Genomic DNA, 16,049 nt, shown 5'->3' on the forward strand with positions numbered 1-16,049 from the left:
CAACTGGCCCGTGAATCCGGTGAATTCTTCGCCTCGCGCCGAGCGGCCCGCCCCACGCGTCCGCGTGGCCCCCTCCCGCCCGGGGCTCCGTACCGCCGTCTTACAGCCGGTTTACGCGCGTACGGGGCAGGATGGACACGCACAGTCAGTGCTCAGGTCTCAGCCGGTCCGCCTCCGGACAGCGGCTCAACGGGAAGGATGCGACGTGCGCGTACTCGTCGTCGAGGACGAGCAACTGCTCGCCGATGCGGTGGCCACCGGACTGCGCCGGGAGGCCATGGCCGTCGACGTCGTGTACGACGGCGCCGCGGCCCTGGAGCGCGTCGGGGTGAACGACTACGACGTCGTCGTCCTCGACCGCGACCTGCCCCTCGTCCACGGCGACGACGTCTGCCGGAAGATCGTGGAGCTGGGCATGCCCACCCGCGTTCTGATGCTCACCGCCTCCGGCGACGTCAGCGACCGCGTCGAAGGCCTGGAGCTCGGCGCGGACGACTACCTTCCCAAGCCCTTCGCCTTCACCGAGCTCACCGCGCGCGTGCGGGCCCTCGGGCGCCGTACGAGCGTGCCCCTGCCGCCCGTCCTGGAGCGCGCCGGCATCAAGCTCGACCCCAACCGCCGCGAGGTCTTCCGCGAGGGCAAGGAGGTCCAGCTCGCGCCGAAGGAGTTCGCCGTCCTCGAGGTCCTCATGCGCAGCGAGGGCGCCGTCGTCTCGGCCGAGCAGCTCCTGGAGAAGGCCTGGGACGAGAACACCGACCCGTTCACCAACGTCGTACGCGTCACCGTGATGACCCTGCGCCGCAAGCTCGGTGAGCCGCCCGTCATCGTCACCGTGCCCGGCTCCGGGTACCGGATCTGACCCGATGGCCCCGACCTCCGCGCCCCACCCCCAGGCGCCCCCGAAGCCGACGTGGGACCCCAGGGACCCGGTCCGGCCCCTGCTGCGCCCCACCATCCGGATACGGCTCACGCTGCTGTACGGCGGGATGTTCCTGATCGCGGGCATCCTGCTGCTCTCGATCATCTACCTCTTCACCGCGCAGGCACTCACCGACAGCGCGGCCCAGCTGCCCTTCAAGATCGTCAAGGGGGAGGTGCAGCCCACCACCTCGTGGTGCGTCCTGCCCGACACGGGCACCGGAGAGCAGTTCAACGAGGCTGTCTCCGTCTGCCTCGGATACCAGAGCGACCGCGCCCTCGACAATCTGCTGCGCCGCTCCCTCTTCGCCCTGCTCGGCCTGAGCATCGTCGCCTTCGCCTTCGGTTACGCCATGGCGGGACGGGTGCTCTCCCCGCTCGGCCGGATCACCCGTACCGCCCGTCAGGTGGCCGGCTCCGACCTGGCCCGCAGGATCGAGCTCGACGGCCCCGACGACGAGCTGAAGGAGCTCGCCGACACCTTCGACGAGATGCTGGAGCGCCTGGAGCGGGCGTTCTCCGCCCAGCACCGTTTCGTCGCGAACGCCTCGCACGAGCTGCGTACCCCGCTCGCGATCAACCGCACGCTCCTGGAGATCCACGTCTCGGATCCCGAGGCGCCGCTGGCGCTCCAGCAGCTGGGCAAAACCCTGCTCGCCACCAACGAGCGCAGCGAGCAGCTCGTGGAGGGCCTGCTGCTGCTCGCCCGGAGCGACAACCAGATCATCGACCGCAAGGCGGTCGACCTCGCCGAGGTCGCCTCCCGCGCGGTCGACCAGACGCACGCCGAGGCCGTCGTGAAGGGCGTGGAGATCCGGGGTGAGCGCGCTCCGGCGGTCGTCCAGGGCAACGGCGTCCTCCTGGAGCGGATCGCGCTGAACCTGCTCCAGAACGCCGTCAGGTACAACGTGCCGGAGGGCGGCTGGGTGGAGGTCACCACCGAGGCCGAGGACGGTCAGGCCGTCCTGGTCGTCTCCAACACGGGCCCCGTGGTCCCCGCGTACGAGATCGACAACCTGTTCGAGCCGTTCCGGCGGCTCCGGCAGGAGCGCACCGGCAGCGACAAGGGAGTCGGCCTCGGCCTGTCGATCGCCCGGTCCGTGGCCCGCGCCCACGGCGGCCGTATCATCGCGGAGCCCCGCGAGGGCGGCGGCCTCGTGATGCGTGTCACTCTGCCGATCTGACACACTGCTTGAGTCGACCGGTTCCGTTCGCTTTGCGCGGAATTCCAAGCCCTGATCCTGAGACGCTCATGTGTGATCGATCACAGGAGAGGGTGTCAGGACCTCCACTCTCCGTGACCGGGAAATCCCTCGGAAAGCCAGTAAAAGTCCGGGTTTCCGGGCCCTGGAATGACGGGAAGTACACGGGGTGGCCCCTGCGGGGGTCGCCCGCAGAACCGTGTACGGTCCGCTTCGCCACCCGAAGCCGATCACTCGCGAGAGGACGGGACGGGTGTCGATTGAGTAACAGACCTTGATGTGAGGCAAAATCTCCGCCTCAGGTCGGGCACAAGTCCGACCTCTCACGCGTTACCTGCGCTGGAGACACCGCAACCACCCAGAGGGGGAGAGCGACATGGCAACGGATTACGACACCCCACGCAAGACCGACGACGACGTCGATTCGGACAGCCTTGAAGAACTGAAGGCCCGCCGGAACGACAAGTCGACCTCGACCGTCGACGTCGACGAGTTCGAGGCCGCCGAAGGCCTGGAGCTTCCCGGCGCCGACCTCTCGAACGAGGAGCTGGCCGTCCGGGTCCTGCCCAAGCAGGCCGATGAGTTCACCTGCATGAGCTGCTTCCTCGTGCACCACCGCAGCCAGCTGGCCAGGGAGAAGAACGGCCAGCCGATCTGCCGCGACTGCGACTGAGGTCGTCGGCCGTGGCAGGCGACACACCGTCCCGGAAGCGGCGTCTGAGGCTCCCCGGGAGCCCTCGGACGCACAAGGGCGGCACAGGACCGGCAGAGGGCGCCCACGAGGCATCTGACGCCGATCCCACGGCCTCCCTGCCCTCCCTCGGCGCACGTGACGACGAGCGAGGCCTCCCGGCCTCGCTCGAGGCGGTCATCGCGCCGGACCCGGCGCGCCTGCCGGCGGAGGCGGGAGACGGCGACGCGTCGGTCGAGGCGCGGCAGGGCGGACGCCTCGGCGCCGTCAAGCGGCTCGCCAACCCCGCGCGGGCCCAGCTCGACAAGATCAAGATCGATGCGGACCGGATCGGTGCCGTCAGGCGTGGCGTCACGCGGAGCGTGAAGCGCGGCGGCGACAGCGCCAAGGCCGGTCTCGGATATCTGGCCGACCGGCTGATCGACCTCGCCCCGCGGATCCCCGTCCGCGACCTGGCGACCCTTCGCAAGCAGTTCCCCGGGCTCGGCCCCGAACAGCTCGCCGACAAGCTCGTCGCCGGAGCGGCGAACGCGAGTTCGACCGTGGGCGCGGGCGTCGGTGCCGCCGCCATGCTCCCCGTACCCCCGGCCATGCCGGCGGAGCTCGCGGCCGAGATCACCGGCGTCGCCGCGGTGGAACTCAAACTCATCGCCGAACTGCACGAGGTGTACGGCGTCCGGCCCCCCGGCCGGATCGGCCAGCGCTCGGCGGCCTATCTGACCTCCTGGGCGGAGGAGCGGGGCATCGACCCCACCAAGCCCACCACGGTCAACGCGGCGCTGGGTGGACAGCTCAAGCGCGAGCTGCGCCAGCAGATCATGAAACGCATGGTGCGCAACCTGCCCATGCTCACGCCCTTCATGGTGGGCGCGGCCGTCGGCGCGGTCATGAACCGCCGCGACACCAAGAAGCTCGCCGAGCACATCCGCAAGGACCTGCGCCGTCGCCAGGTCCCCTGGGACGCCCTCAGGGAACTGCCCCCGCTGGAACAGCCCGAGAACCCGAAGGAACTCGGCTTCTGACCTGAAACCTCGGCCGACCTCAGGCCCTCGACATCCGCCGGGGGCGGACCTCAGCCCTTCGCGCCCGCGCGTTCGGCGTCGAGCGCGTCCGCCAGCGCCTGCGGCTCGCGGCTGGACAGGTACAGGTACGGCGTCGGGTCGGCCGGATCCGTCACCTCGACCCGTACCGCCCGCGGCACGTAGCCGCGCATCAGCATGAAGGCGCGCGGATCGGCCTTGTACGTGCGCCAGGCGCGCGCCTCCTCGGCGTCGAGCACCTCGACCGCCCCCAGCGCCGTGACGGGCACCCGCGCGTCGCCCGCCACCAGCGAACCGGCCACCACCCGGATCCGGGCGGAGCCGTACGAGGACACCGCGGCCCCGGCGAGGACCGCCGCCACGATCAGGCCGCCGAGCATCGGGACCGTACCCAGCGGGAACATGATCAGGCCGCCGGAGAGACCCAGCAGGCCCGCGATGACCCACCAGGAACGCGGCGCCGTCAGCCGCTCGTCGAAGCGCGGCGCGGCGGGAGGCGCGGGGGAGGGGGCCGGGGACGGTGCGGAAGGCTGCATGTGTCCAAGCTTGGCACGGCGCGACCTGCGCCCATCCGCGCGGGTAAGGTCTGCGGCTGTGACTGCAACATCTGCCGCCCTCACCCCGCCGGCCGACGCCATACCGCCGGTACGCCACCCCGACGCGCCGGCCCCCGGCGAGCTGCTCGGTGCGCACTACGCGTACTGCTTCGGGTGCGGCGGCGGGCAGCCGCACGGCCTCCACCTGGAGGCACGCGCGGGCGAGGGCGTGACCGTCACCGCCGAGTTCACGGTGACACCCGACCACCAGGGCGCCCCCGGCCTCGCGCACGGCGGTGTGCTCGCCACCGCGCTCGACGAGACCCTCGGCTCCCTGAACTGGCTGCTGCGGGTCATCGCCGTGACCGGACGGCTCGAGACCGACTTCGTCCGGCCCGTCCCGGTGGGCACCGTGCTCCACCTGGAGGCCGAGGTCACCGCCGTGCACGGCCGCAAGATCTTCTCGACCGCGGTCGGCCGGATCGGCGGGCCCGAGGGCGCCGTCGCCGTCCGCGCCGACGCCCTCTTCATCGAGGTCAAGGTCGACCACTTCATCGACAACGGCCGCCCGGAGGAGATCCAGGCCGCCATGTCCGACCCCGACCAGGTCCGGCGCGCCCGCGCCTTCGAGGTGAACCCCTGATGCGCAACCCTGTCGACGTACTGATCCGCCGGGTGGACCCGGACGTGCCGCTCCCGGCTTACGGCCACCCCGGCGACGCCGGGGCGGACCTCGTGACCACCGAGGCCGCCGTGCTGGCCCCCGGCGAGCGCGCCGTGCTGCCCACCGGCGTCTCCATCGCCCTCCCGGACGGGTACGCGGCCTTCGTGCACCCGCGCTCCGGGCTCGCCGCCCGCTGCGGAGTGGCGCTCGTGAATGCCCCGGGGACGGTGGATGCCGGGTACCGTGGAGAGATCAAGGTGATCGTGGTCAATCTCGACCCGCGCGAGACCGTGCGGTTCGAACGATTCGACCGCATCGCCCAACTTGTCGTCCAACAGGTCGAGAAGGTGCGCTTCCACGAGGTGGCGGAACTTCCCGGCTCGGCGCGGGCCGAGGGGGGCTTCGGGTCCACCGGCGGTCACGCCGCCGTGGGCGGCACATCGGGTGGGAATCGATACGCTTCGGTCGTATCCGACCGGGAAGGACAGTGACGTGTTCGGACGTCGCAAGAAGAGCGGTGCCGCAGAGGACGCGGCGGGCGAGGCCGAGCAGGTCGTCGACGCGGTGGACGGCGAGGACGCGGACGACGCCGCTCCGCGCCGGATGAACCTTCCGCCGGCGCCCCGGCCCGACGGACCCTGGGACATCTCCGAGGTCGCCAAGCCCGATGAGGGCCGCGTCGACCTGGGTGGCGTCTTCGTGCCCGGAGTCGAGGGCATGGAGCTGCGGGTCGAGGTGGCGGGCGACGCGATCGTCGCGGCCACCGTCGTCCTGCGCGACAGCGCCGTGCAGCTGCAGGCGTTCGCCGCGCCCAAGAACGAGGGCATCTGGGGCGAGGTCCGCGACGAGATCGCCACCGGCATCGTCGAGCAGGGCGGTGTCATCGACGAGGTCGAGGGCCCGCTGGGCTGGGAGCTCCGCGCCCAGGTCCCCGTACAGCTGCCGGACGGCAACCGAGGCGTGCAGCTGGTCCGCTTCGTCGGTGTCGACGGGCCCCGCTGGTTCCTGCGCGGAGTGATCTCCGGTCAGGGCGCGGTCCAGCCCGAGGCGGCCGGACTCCTGGAGCAGATCGTCCGGGACACCGTGGTCGTCCGCGGCGACGGCCCGATGGCCCCGCGCGACCCGATCGTCCTCAAGCTGCCGAACGACGCGCAGATGGTGCCGGACGGCGTGCAGCAGGAGGAGCAGGAGAACTCCCGCTTCTCCGGCGGCATGGGCCAGCTCCAGCGCGGTCCGGAGATCTCCGAGATCCGCTGAGCGACAGCATCGTGGTGGGCCGGTGGGCCGCTTCCCGTACGTCTTGTACGGGGAGCGGCCCACCGGCCTTTCCGCGGGTCCGTCTCCCCCGTCCGTTATGCACAGGCCAGGTTTCCCGGGTCGGTTTTCCACAGGTCTGGCCGGCGGCTCTGGCCCCTGGGCCCGGCCGCGGACCATACTGGGCGCACATGTTCGAGGAGGGGGAGAACAGGGTGAGTGAGAGCAGCACGAGGTCCACGACGGCCCTCGCCGAGGACCCGGCCGGCCCGCCGATGGTGCGCGTCGAGAACCTGCGCCGCTCGTACGGCACGGGCGAAGCGGCCGTCCACGCCCTGCGCGGGGTCTCCTTCGACATCCCCCGCGGCGAGCTCGTCGCCCTCAAGGGCCGCTCGGGTTCCGGGAAGACGACGCTGCTCAACCTCGTGGGCGGCCTCGACTCCGCCGACGGGGGCTCGATCGTCATCGACGGCGTCGACCTCTCCACCCTCGGTGAGAACGGGCTGCTCGAGCTGCGCCGCGACCGGATCGGCTTCATCTTCCAGTCCTTCGGACTGCTCCCCATCCTGTCCGCCGCCGAGAACGTCGGCGTACCCATGCGGCTGCGCAAGGCGGACCCGAAGGAGCGCGAGGAGCGGGTGGCCCTCCTCCTCGGCCTTGTGGGCCTCGCCGACCACGCGGCGCAGCGGCCCGGTGAGCTCTCCGGCGGCCAGCAGCAGCGGGTCGCCATCGCCCGCGCCCTCGCCAACAAGCCGGCGCTGCTGATAGCCGACGAGCCCACGGGCCAGCTGGACGCGGAGACCGGCCTCGCCGTCATGCAGCTGCTGCGCGCGGTGGTGCGCAGCGAGGGCTGCACGGCCCTGGTCGCCACCCACGACCCCCAGCTCCTGGGGCTGGCGGACCGGGTCCTTGAGCTGAGCGACGGCGAGATCATCGAGCACTGAGCGAGAGGGCGAGAGGGCGGCACCCGCGCGATATCAGGATCACGTCAATACCGCACCGGCCGCTTCCCCGCGTACGGAATGTCCCCATGGCCGGACGTATGGTCGACCCATGGGACGCGGCAAGCTTCGGATCTACCTCGGCGCTGCGCCGGGCGTCGGCAAGACCTACGCGATGCTCTCCGAGGGGCACCGCCGGGTGGAGCGCGGCACGGACTGCGTCGTGGCGTTCGTGGAACACCACGGGCGGCCGCGTACGGAGGTCATGCTGCACGGCATCGAGCAGGTGCCGCGACGGGGCCTGGAGTACCGCGGGGCCGCCTTCACGGAGATGGACATCGACGCCGTCCTGGCCCGCCGTCCCGCCGTCGCCCTCGTCGACGAGCTCGCCCACACGAACGTCCCCGGCTCCCGCAACCCCAAGCGGTGGCAGGACGTCGCCGAGCTCCTCGCGGCCGGAATCGACGTCATATCGACCGTCAACATCCAGCATCTGGAGTCGCTGGGTGACGTCGTCGAGGCGATCACGGGCGTACGCCAGCGGGAGACCGTCCCCGACGAGGTCGTCCGCCGGGCTGACCAGATCGAGCTGGTCGACATGTCGCCCGAGGCCCTGCGGCGCCGGATGGCCCACGGAAACGTCTACACCTCGGACAAGGTCGACGCCGCCCTCTCCAACTACTTCCGCCCCGGCAACCTCACGGCCCTGCGCGAGCTGGCCCTGCTCTGGACCGCCGACCGGGTCGACGAGTACCTCCAGCGGTACCGGGGCGAGCACAACATCCGCTCCACCTGGCAGGCCAGGGAGCGCATCGTCGTCGGTCTGACCGGCGGCCCCGAGGGCCGCACGCTCATACGGCGGGCCACCCGGCTCGCGGAGAAGGGCGCCGGCGGCGAGGTCCTCGCCGTCTACATAGCCCGCAGCGACGGGCTCACCGCGGCCTCCCCCAAGGAGCTGGCCGTCCAGCGCACCCTCGTCGAAGACCTCGGCGGAACGTTCCACCATGTCATCGGCGACGACATCCCCTCCGCGCTCCTGGAGTTCGCCCGCGGGGTCAACGCCACCCAGATCGTCCTCGGCTCCAGCCGCCGCCGCACCTGGCAGTACGTGCTCGGCCCCGGCGTCGGCCAGACCGTGGCCCGGGACTCCGGGACCGACCTCGACGTCCACATCGTCACCCACGGCGAGGTCGCCAAGGGGCGCGGCCTGCCCGTCGCCCGAGGCGCCCGCCTCGGCCGCTCCCGGATCCTGGGCGGCTGGGTGGTCGGCGTGGCGGGACCCGCCGCCCTCGCGCTGCTCCTCACCCATGTCGACGCCGACCTCGGTCTCGCCAACGACATGCTGCTCTTCCTCGCCCTGACCGTCGCCTCCGCCCTGCTCGGCGGGTTCCTGCCGGCGCTCGCCTCGGCCGCTGCCGGCTCGCTCCTCCTCAACTGGTTCTTCACCCCGCCCGTCCACCGGCTCACCATCGCCGACCCCAAGAACATCGTCGCCATCGCCGTCTTCTTCGGCGTCGCCATGGCGGTCGCCTCCGTGGTGGACCTCGCCGCACGGCGTACCCACCAGGCCGCCCGGCTGCGCGCCGAGTCCGAGGTGCTCTCCTATCTCGCCGGCAGCGTGCTGCGCGGCGAGACCAGCCTCGACGCCCTGCTCGAACGGGTCCGCGAGACCTTCTCCATGGAGTCCGTGGCCCTGCTGGAGCGGGTGGACGAGGTCGAGCCGTGGACGCGGGCGGCGAGCGTGGGGCCCCACCCGGCGGCCCGGCCCGAGGAGGCGGACGTGGACATGCCGGTCGGTGACCGCCTCGCCCTCGCCCTGTCCGGCCGTGTGCTGCCCGCGGAGGACCGGCGCGTCCTCGGCGCCTTCGCCGCCCAGGCCGCGGTCGTCCTCGACCGACAGCGGCTCGTGGGCGAGGCGGAGGAGGCCCGGAAGCTGGCCGAGGGCAACAAGATCCGTACCTCCCTGCTCGCCGCCGTCAGCCACGACCTGCGGACGCCGCTCGCGAGCATCAAGGCCTCCGTCTCCTCCCTGCGCTCCGACGACGTCGAATGGTCCGAGCAGGACAGCGCCGAGCTCCTGGAAGGCATCGAGGCCGGCGCCGACCGCCTCGACCACCTGGTCGGCAACCTTCTCGACATGTCCCGCCTCCAGACCGGCACCGTCACCCCCCTGATCCGTACGGTCGACCTCGACGAGGTCGTCCCCATGGCGCTCGGGGGCGTGCCCGACGGCAGCGCCGAGCTGGACATCCCCGAGACGCTGCCCATGGTCGAGGTCGACAAGGGCCTCCTTGAGCGGGCCGTCGCCAACATCGTGGAGAACGCCGTCAAGTACAGCCCCGAGGGCGTGCCCGTCGCCGTCGCCGCCAGCACCCTGGGGGACCGCGTCGAGCTCCGGGTCGTGGACCGCGGCCCCGGCGTGCCCGACGAGGCCAAGGACGGCATCTTCGAACCCTTCCAGCGGTTCGGCGACGCCCCGCGCGGCGCCGGGGTCGGCCTCGGCCTCGCGGTGGCCCGCGGCTTCGTCGAGGCCATGGGCGGCACGCTCGGCGCCGAGGACACCCCCGGCGGCGGGCTCACCATGGTGCTCACGCTCCGGGCCGCGCGGGGCGGGCCACCGGCACCGGCCGCCGACCTCCCGGCGCACGCGGTGACCTGAGCCCTGATCGCCGCGCCCGCTCGGAGGCGCCCGATCCTCGGCCGCCGCGCCCGTACGCCCGCCCCCTCGTTCACCCGATCCCGTTCACCCGATCCCGTTTCACCGTCTCCGTAGAGCAGCACCCTCAGCAGAAGGAAGGTCCCCCTCCATGACCCGGGTCCTCGTGGTCGACGACGAGCCGCAGATCGTCCGCGCCCTGGTGATCAACCTCAAGGCGCGGAAGTACGAGGTCGACGCCGCGCCCGACGGCGCCACCGCCCTCCGCCTCGCCGCCGAACGCCACCCCGACGTCGTCGTCCTCGACCTCGGCCTGCCCGACATGGACGGCGTCGAGGTCATCAAGGGCCTGCGCGGCTGGACCCGGGTGCCGATCCTCGTCCTCTCGGCCCGGCAGACCTCCGACGAGAAGGTCGAGGCGCTGGACGCCGGCGCCGACGACTACGTCACCAAGCCCTTCGGCATGGACGAGCTGCTGGCCCGGCTGCGCGCGGCCGTGCGCCGCGCCGAGCCGGTCGGCGGCGCCGAGGACGGGGTCGTGGTCGTCGAGACCGAGGGCTTCACCGTCGACCTGGCGGCGAAGAAGGTCCACCGCGACGGCCGGGACGTCCGGCTCACCCCCACCGAATGGCACCTCCTCGAAGTCCTGGTCCGCAACAGCGGCCGACTGGTCAGCCAGAGACAGCTGCTCCAGGAGGTCTGGGGACCCTCGTACGGCACGGAGACCAACTACCTGCGGGTGTACATGGCGCAGCTGCGGCGCAAGCTGGAGACCGACCCCTCCCACCCGCGCCACTTCGTCACCGAACCGGGCATGGGTTACCGCTTCGAACGCTGATCGGGCGGGTGCTCCGGAGCCGGTACCGGTGACAGCTCCCGGGCCGGTCCCGGTGGCGGTGGTGGCCGGTACGCTTTCTGTATGAGTGCTGCACCGCGTACAGAGAAGCCGGCCGGTAGGTTCCGCCGGATGCTCGACCGGCTCTCCTCCTCCGTGGAGGACCTGGAGTCGGAGGAGCTCCAGGAGGACGCCGAGGCATCGGGGTGCACGCGTATCTGCGACTGCTCCGACCGCCAGATAGTCAAGGTGACTGGTACCTTGCGCACGGTCACGCTGCGCCCCCGGGCCGGTGTCCCCGCGCTGGAGGCCGAGCTCTTCGACGGGACCGCGCCGCTCGACGTCGTGTGGCTCGGCCGGCGCTCCATCGTGGGCATCGAGCCGGGCCGCAAGCTGATCGCCTCCGGCCGGATCTCCATGAGCCACGGCCGGCGGGTCCTCTTCAACCCCAAATACGAGCTCCGACCGCTCGGACAGGAGTAGCCGGTGACGTCCCTCGACAAGCCGACCACCACCACGGACCAGGACGCCCAGGCCGCGAAGGAGGTCACCGAGGCCGCGCTGTTCGAGGCCTTCGGCGGCCTGCGGGGCATGGTCGAGACGGTCCTGCCGGGCCTGCTGTTCGTCACGATCTTCACGATCAACAAGGACCTGCACATCTCGGCGATCGCCGCGCTCGCGGTCTCACTGGTCCTGGTCGCCGTCCGGCTGGTCCGACGGGACACCGTCAAGCACGCGTTCAGCGGCGTCTTCGGGGTCGCCTTCGGCGTGGTCTTCGCGATGATGACCGGCAACGCCAAGGACTTCTACCTGCCGGGCATGCTGTACACCCTGGGCCTCGCCCTGGCGTACATCGTGACGACGATCGCCGGGGTCCCGCTGATCGGCCTGATCCTGGGCCCGGTCTTCAAGGAGAACCTCTCCTGGCGCACCCGTAACCCGGGCCGGAAGAAGGCGTACGCGAAGGCCAGCTGGGCCTGGGGCCTGATCCTGCTCGGCAAGTGCGCGATCCTCTTCCCGATGTACTGGTGGGCCGACACGACCAAGTTCGGCTGGGTCCTCGTCGCGCTCAAGATCCCGCCGTTCCTGCTCGCGGTCTACCTCACCTGGATGTTCCTCGCGAAGGCGCCGCCGCCGATCGACGTCTTCGCCGAGATGGAGGCCGAGGAGCGCGCCGAGAAGGAACGCGCCGAGAAGGAGCGCGAGGCGGCCGCGGCCGCGCAGCCGAGCACCCCGGAGGCCTGAGCCTCGTACGACCGAGGCATCACGCGTGAGGGCCCGGACCTGATGGACAGGTCCGGGCCCTCACGTACGTACACAGGGCGCGGTCGCCGCGGCGCCGGCCCTCGGTCAAGAGCGGGCTCAGGACTCGGGATCGGCCTCGCGGCGGACCTGGAGCAGGTCCTCCAGCTGCTCCTCGCGGGCCTGCGCGGCCACGAACAGCAGCTCGTCGCCCGCCTCCAGGGTCTCCTCGGGGCTCGGCGTGAGCACCCGCGAACCGCGGATGATCGTCACGAGCGAGGTGTCCTGCGGCCAGGCGACATCCCCGACCGTGGTGCCGGCGACCGCCGACTCCGGCGGCAGCGTCAGCTCGACCAGGTTCGCGTCGCCGTGGCTGAAGCGGAGCAGCCGGACCAGGTCGCCGACGCTCACCGCCTCCTCGACCAGGGCCGACATCAGACGCGGCGTCGAGACGGCGACGTCCACGCCCCAGGCCTCGGTGAACAGCCACTCGTTCTTCGGGTTGTTCACCCGGGCGACGACCCGCGGCACGCCGTACTCGGTCTTGGCGAGCAGCGAGACGACGAGGTTCACCTTGTCGTCGCCGGTCGCCGCGATCACCACGTTGCAGCGCTGGAGCGCCGCCTCGTCGAGCGAGGTGATCTCGCAGGCGTCGGCGAGCAGCCACTCCGCCTGCGGCACCCGCTCCACCGAGATGGCGGTCGGCGCCTTGTCGACGAGGAGTACCTCGTGCCCGTTCTCCAGGAGCTCGCCCGCGATGGAACGGCCCACCGCACCCGCGCCCGCAATAGCGACACGCATCAGTGACCGCCCTCCTCGGGACCCTCGGCGAAGGCCTCCTCGACCTTCGCGATCTCGTCCGTACGCATCATCACGTGCACCAGGTCACCTTCCTGGAGCACCGTCTGCGACGTGGGGATGATCGCCTCACCGAGCCGGGTCAGGAACGCGACGCGCACCCCCGTCTCGTCCTGGAGCCGGCTGATCTTGTGGCCGATCCAGGCCGGCGAGGTGTGCACCTCGGCGAGCTGCACCCCACCGCTCGGGTCCGTCCACAGCGGCTCCGCCCCCGAGGGCAGCAGGCGCCGCAGCATCTGGTCGGCGGTCCAGCGGACCGTGGCGACCGTCGGGATGCCGAGGCGCTGGTAGACCTCGGCGCGCCGCGGGTCGTAGATCCGCGCCGCCACGTTCTCGATGCCGAACATCTCGCGCGCGACCCGCGCCGCGATGATGTTCGAGTTGTCGCCGCTGCTCACCGCGGCGAAGGCACCGGCGTCCTCGATCCCGGCCTCGCGCAGCGTGTCCTGGTCGAAGCCCACGCCCGTGACGCGCCGACCGCCGAAACCCGACCCCAGACGACGGAAGGCCGTCGGGTCCTGGTCCACGACCGCGACGGTGTGCCCCTGCTGTTCGAGGGTCTGCGCGAGAGCGGCTCCCACTCGCCCGCAGCCCATGATGACGATGTGCACGTCCCCTTACCCCGCACTCCTGATCGCCCTGCTGACCTGCGAAAACACCCTGCTCACAACACTCCTCGCCCGATGCGCCCGGGCCGCGGCGGGCGACACCCTGCCGGGTCGCCCGGTCCGAGCTTAAGCGGCAACACTGGCGGGGACCGCATCCGAGGTGGTACTGAGGGAGATTCCGTGCCGATCGGGGGTGCCGGTGAGCATGGCGGATTTCGAACGCTTACGATCCTCTCCGTGTCCAAACTGACCGACGTGCCCAAACGGATCCTGATCGGGCGGGCCCTGCGCAGCGACAAGCTCGGAGAGACCCTCCTCTCGAAGCGGATCGCCCTTCCCGTCTTCGCCTCCGACCCGCTGTCCTCGGTGGCGTACGCACCCGGCGAGGTGCTGCTCGTCCTCTCCGTCGCCGGTCTGTCGGCCTACCACTTCAGCCCGTGGATCGCCCTCGCGGTCGTCGTCCTGATGTTCACGGTGGTCGCGTCCTACCGGCAGAACGTCCACGCGTACCCGAGCGGCGGCGGCGACTACGAGGTCGCCAACACCAACCTCGGGCCGAAGGCGGGACTCACCGTCGCGAGCGCCCTGCTCGTCGACTACGTCCTGACCGTGGCCGTGTCGATCTCCTCGGGCATCGAGAACCTCGGCTCGGCGATCCCCTTCGTCGTCGAGCACAAGGTGGCCTGCGCGGTCGGCGTCATCGTGCTGCTGACGGTGATGAACCTGCGCGGGGTGAAGGAGTCGGGCTCCCTCTTCGCGATCCCGACCTACGTCTTCGTCGCCGGCGTCTTCCTCATGATCGCCTGGGGCGCGTACAAGGGGATCGTCCTCGACGAGACCATGAAGGCCCCCACCGCCGACTTCGAGATCAAGCCGGAGCACCAGGGGCTGGCCGGATTCGCCCTTGTCTTCCTCCTCCTGCGCGCCTTCTCCTCCGGCTGCGCCGCCCTCACCGGCGTCGAGGCCATCTCCAACGGCGTCCCCGCCTTCCGCAAGCCGAAGTCGAAGAACGCCGCCACCACGCTCGCCCTCATGGGCGGCCTCGCCGTCACCATGTTCTGCGGCATCATCTTCCTGGCCATGGTCACCGACGTCCGGATGGCCGAGAAGCCCGCCCACGACCTGCTCCTCGACGGCAAGCCGGTCGGCGAGGGCTACGTCCAGGACCCGGTCATCTCCCAGGTCGCGGCCGCCGTCTTCGGCGACGGAACGTTCTTGTTCGTCGTCCTCGCCGCCGCCACCGCGCTCGTCCTGTTCCTGGCCGCCAACACCGCGTACAACGGCTTCCCGCTCCTCGGCTCGATCCTCGCCCAGGACCGGTACCTGCCGCGCCAGCTGCACACCCGCGGCGACCGCCTCACCTTCTCCAACGGCATCGTGCTCCTCGCCGGCGCCGCCGCGCTCCTCGTCTGGGTCTACGGAGCCGACTCGACCAAGCTGATCCAGCTGTACATCGTCGGCGTCTTCGTCTCCTTCACCCTCAGCCAGACCGGCATGGTCCGGCACTGGAACCGACACCTGAAGACGGAGCGCGACCCGGCCAAGCGCCGCCACATGATCCGCTCCCGCGCGATCAACGCCTTCGGCGCCTTCTTCACCGGCCTCGTGCTCGTCGTCGTCCTCGCCACCAAGTTCACCCACGGCGCCTGGGTCGCCCTGCTCGGCATGGTGATCTTCTACGGGACGATGTCCGCGATCCGTAAGCACTACGACTCGGTCGCCGCGGAGATCGCCGCCGCCGAGGAACGACCCGACGAGTACGTACGCCCGTCCCGGGTCCGCTCCGTCGTCCTGGTGTCCCGGCTCCACAAGCCGACCCTGCGCGCCCTCGCGTACGCCAAGCTGCTCCACGCCCACGAGCTGGAGGCGCTCACGGTCAGCGTCGACCCGGCCGAGACCAAGGCGCTCAAGGAGGAGTGGACCCGCCGCGGCATCAACGTCCCGCTGAAGATCCTCGACTCGCCCTACCGCGAGATCACCCGGCCGGTCGTCGAGTACGTGAAGAACATCCGCCGCGAGAGCCCGCGCGACGCCGTCTCCGTCTACATCCCCGAGTACGTCGTCGGCCACTGGTACGAGCACCTGCTGCACAACCAGAGCGCCCTGCGGCTCAAGGGCCGGCTGCTCTTCACCCCGGGCGTCATGGTGACCTCCGTCCCCTACCAGCTCCGCTCCTCCGAGGTCGCGAAGAAGCGGGCCAGGAAGAACCAGGAGTGGAACGCGCCGGGCGCGGTGCGCCGAGGCCCGGTGGAGAAGGGCCACAAGGAGAACTCGGGCAAGGGCTGAGGGCCGAGAGGCTCCTTGTACGGCCGAGGGCGTCTCGCAGGCGAGGGGCGAGAGGCTCCTTGTACGGCCAGAGGCGTCTCGCAGGCGAGGGGCGAGAGGTTCCTCGTACGGCCAGAGGCGTCTCGCAGCTGAGGGCGAGAGGCTCCTCGTGCCGCCGAGGCGTCTCGCACCCCCACCGGCACGTAGACTGGTGGGGGGGCGCGGGGGGGGGGCCCCCCCCCCCCCATTTGGGGGGGGTTCCCCCCCCGGCGGGGCCCCCCCCCCCCCCGGCGGAGGGCGCACGGGGGGGGGTGGCGGGGGGGGGGGGGCCCGGGGGGC

16 protein-coding genes are annotated in these 16,049 nt (G+C 71.4%); 13 read left to right on the forward strand and 3 right to left on the reverse strand.

Annotation, left to right across the window (positions count from 1 at the left end):
- Positions 1-205: 205 nt before the first annotated feature.
- The 4 genes from ACIRB7_RS31360 to ACIRB7_RS31375 all read left to right on the forward strand — a co-directional run bounded on the left by ACIRB7_RS31360 (position 206) and on the right by ACIRB7_RS31375 (position 3,833).
- Positions 206-859, forward strand: coding sequence for a response regulator transcription factor (locus ACIRB7_RS31360; RefSeq protein WP_030146958.1), 654 nt, complete (start codon positions 206-208; stop codon positions 857-859).
- A gap of 4 nt (positions 860-863) precedes the next feature.
- On the forward strand, positions 864-2,102 hold the full coding sequence (locus tag ACIRB7_RS31365; protein ID WP_403605458.1) for a sensor histidine kinase: 1,239 nt from the start codon (positions 864-866) through the stop codon (positions 2,100-2,102).
- A gap of 394 nt (positions 2,103-2,496) precedes the next feature.
- Positions 2,497-2,793 carry a DUF4193 domain-containing protein gene (locus tag ACIRB7_RS31370; protein WP_003955561.1) on the forward strand — a complete coding sequence of 99 codons (297 nt, stop codon included), beginning with the start codon at positions 2,497-2,499 and terminating at the stop codon, positions 2,791-2,793.
- Between the two features lie 11 nt (positions 2,794-2,804).
- Positions 2,805-3,833: a hypothetical protein gene (locus ACIRB7_RS31375; RefSeq protein WP_403605461.1), complete on the forward strand. Its 1,029-nt coding sequence runs from the start codon at positions 2,805-2,807 to the stop codon at positions 3,831-3,833.
- 50 nt (positions 3,834-3,883) lie between these two features.
- Here ACIRB7_RS31375 and ACIRB7_RS31380 read toward each other — a convergent pair whose 3' ends face one another.
- Positions 3,884-4,387 carry a DUF3093 domain-containing protein gene (locus ACIRB7_RS31380; protein ID WP_403605464.1) on the reverse strand — a complete coding sequence of 168 codons (504 nt, stop codon included), beginning with the start codon at positions 4,385-4,387 and terminating at the stop codon, positions 3,884-3,886.
- A 58-nt stretch (positions 4,388-4,445) separates the two neighbouring features.
- On the opposite strand from ACIRB7_RS31380, the gene ACIRB7_RS31385 reads away from it, so the two are divergent.
- The 8 genes from ACIRB7_RS31385 (at position 4,446) to ACIRB7_RS31420 (ending at position 11,982) form a co-directional block, all read left to right on the forward strand.
- Entirely contained in the window at positions 4,446-5,030 is a 585-nt protein-coding gene (locus ACIRB7_RS31385) for a PaaI family thioesterase (protein ID WP_403605467.1), read from the forward strand.
- On the forward strand, positions 5,030-5,542 hold the full coding sequence (dut, locus tag ACIRB7_RS31390) for a dUTP diphosphatase (RefSeq protein ID WP_403605470.1): 513 nt from the start codon (positions 5,030-5,032) through the stop codon (positions 5,540-5,542). The genes ACIRB7_RS31385 and dut overlap by 1 nt, the downstream gene beginning before the upstream one ends.
- A 1-nt stretch (position 5,543) precedes the next feature.
- Positions 5,544-6,308 carry a DUF3710 domain-containing protein gene (locus ACIRB7_RS31395; RefSeq protein ID WP_351215773.1) on the forward strand — a complete coding sequence of 255 codons (765 nt, stop codon included), beginning with the start codon at positions 5,544-5,546 and terminating at the stop codon, positions 6,306-6,308.
- A gap of 272 nt (positions 6,309-6,580) precedes the next feature.
- A complete protein-coding gene (locus ACIRB7_RS31400; protein ID WP_284711844.1) occupies positions 6,581-7,249 on the forward strand; it encodes an ABC transporter ATP-binding protein in 669 nt (222 codons plus the stop codon).
- A gap of 109 nt (positions 7,250-7,358) precedes the next feature.
- Positions 7,359-9,905: a DUF4118 domain-containing protein gene (locus tag ACIRB7_RS31405; protein ID WP_403605473.1), complete on the forward strand. Its 2,547-nt coding sequence runs from the start codon at positions 7,359-7,361 to the stop codon at positions 9,903-9,905.
- Positions 9,906-10,053: 148 nt separating this feature from the next.
- The gene (locus ACIRB7_RS31410; RefSeq protein ID WP_403605476.1) at positions 10,054-10,740 is read left to right on the forward strand and encodes a response regulator; all 687 of its coding nucleotides are present in this window, start codon (positions 10,054-10,056) and stop codon (positions 10,738-10,740) included.
- Positions 10,741-10,821: 81 nt separating this feature from the next.
- Positions 10,822-11,220, forward strand: coding sequence for an OB-fold nucleic acid binding domain-containing protein (locus ACIRB7_RS31415; RefSeq protein ID WP_351215769.1), 399 nt, complete (start codon positions 10,822-10,824; stop codon positions 11,218-11,220).
- 3 nt (positions 11,221-11,223) lie between these two features.
- Positions 11,224-11,982 carry a DUF3159 domain-containing protein gene (locus ACIRB7_RS31420; RefSeq protein WP_403605479.1) on the forward strand — a complete coding sequence of 253 codons (759 nt, stop codon included), beginning with the start codon at positions 11,224-11,226 and terminating at the stop codon, positions 11,980-11,982.
- A 117-nt stretch (positions 11,983-12,099) separates the two neighbouring features.
- On the opposite strand, the gene ACIRB7_RS31425 is transcribed toward ACIRB7_RS31420, so the two are convergent.
- Together ACIRB7_RS31425 and ACIRB7_RS31430 are read right to left on the reverse strand one after the other, a co-directional pair.
- Positions 12,100-12,780 (reverse strand): TrkA family potassium uptake protein, encoded by a 681-nt coding sequence (locus ACIRB7_RS31425; RefSeq protein ID WP_351215765.1) that lies wholly within the window; start codon positions 12,778-12,780, stop codon positions 12,100-12,102.
- The gene (locus ACIRB7_RS31430; RefSeq protein WP_351215763.1) at positions 12,780-13,448 is read right to left on the reverse strand and encodes a TrkA family potassium uptake protein; all 669 of its coding nucleotides are present in this window, start codon (positions 13,446-13,448) and stop codon (positions 12,780-12,782) included. Before ACIRB7_RS31430 ends, ACIRB7_RS31425 begins: the two co-directional genes overlap by 1 nt.
- A 234-nt stretch (positions 13,449-13,682) precedes the next feature.
- Between ACIRB7_RS31430 and ACIRB7_RS31435 the strand changes: the two genes are divergently transcribed.
- Positions 13,683-15,731: an APC family permease gene (locus ACIRB7_RS31435; protein ID WP_403605482.1), complete on the forward strand. Its 2,049-nt coding sequence runs from the start codon at positions 13,683-13,685 to the stop codon at positions 15,729-15,731.
- Positions 15,732-16,049: the final 318 nt, after the last annotated feature.

Origin of the sequence: Streptomyces sp. NPDC093795 (assembly GCF_044764665.1) — a bacterium.
Classification (GTDB): Bacteria; Actinomycetota; Actinomycetes; order Streptomycetales; family Streptomycetaceae; genus Streptomyces.

What these genes read in the sequence shown, in the direction of transcription:
- ACIRB7_RS31365 (WP_403605458.1), top strand. Translation starts at nt 864, where the DNA reads ATGGCCCCGACCTCCGCGCCCCACCCCCAGGCGCCCCCGAAGCCGACG.
- ACIRB7_RS31370 (WP_003955561.1), top strand. Translation starts at nt 2,497, where the DNA reads ATGGCAACGGATTACGACACCCCACGCAAGACCGACGACGACGTCGAT.
- ACIRB7_RS31380 (WP_403605464.1), bottom strand. Translation starts at nt 4,387, where the DNA reads ATGCAGCCTTCCGCACCGTCCCCGGCCCCCTCCCCCGCGCCTCCCGCC.
- dut (WP_403605470.1), top strand. Translation starts at nt 5,030, where the DNA reads ATGCGCAACCCTGTCGACGTACTGATCCGCCGGGTGGACCCGGACGTG.
- ACIRB7_RS31400 (WP_284711844.1), top strand. Translation starts at nt 6,581, where the DNA reads ATGGTGCGCGTCGAGAACCTGCGCCGCTCGTACGGCACGGGCGAAGCG.
- ACIRB7_RS31405 (WP_403605473.1), top strand. Translation starts at nt 7,359, where the DNA reads ATGGGACGCGGCAAGCTTCGGATCTACCTCGGCGCTGCGCCGGGCGTC.
- ACIRB7_RS31410 (WP_403605476.1), top strand. Translation starts at nt 10,054, where the DNA reads ATGACCCGGGTCCTCGTGGTCGACGACGAGCCGCAGATCGTCCGCGCC.
- ACIRB7_RS31415 (WP_351215769.1), top strand. Translation starts at nt 10,822, where the DNA reads ATGAGTGCTGCACCGCGTACAGAGAAGCCGGCCGGTAGGTTCCGCCGG.
- ACIRB7_RS31425 (WP_351215765.1), bottom strand. Translation starts at nt 12,780, where the DNA reads ATGCGTGTCGCTATTGCGGGCGCGGGTGCGGTGGGCCGTTCCATCGCG.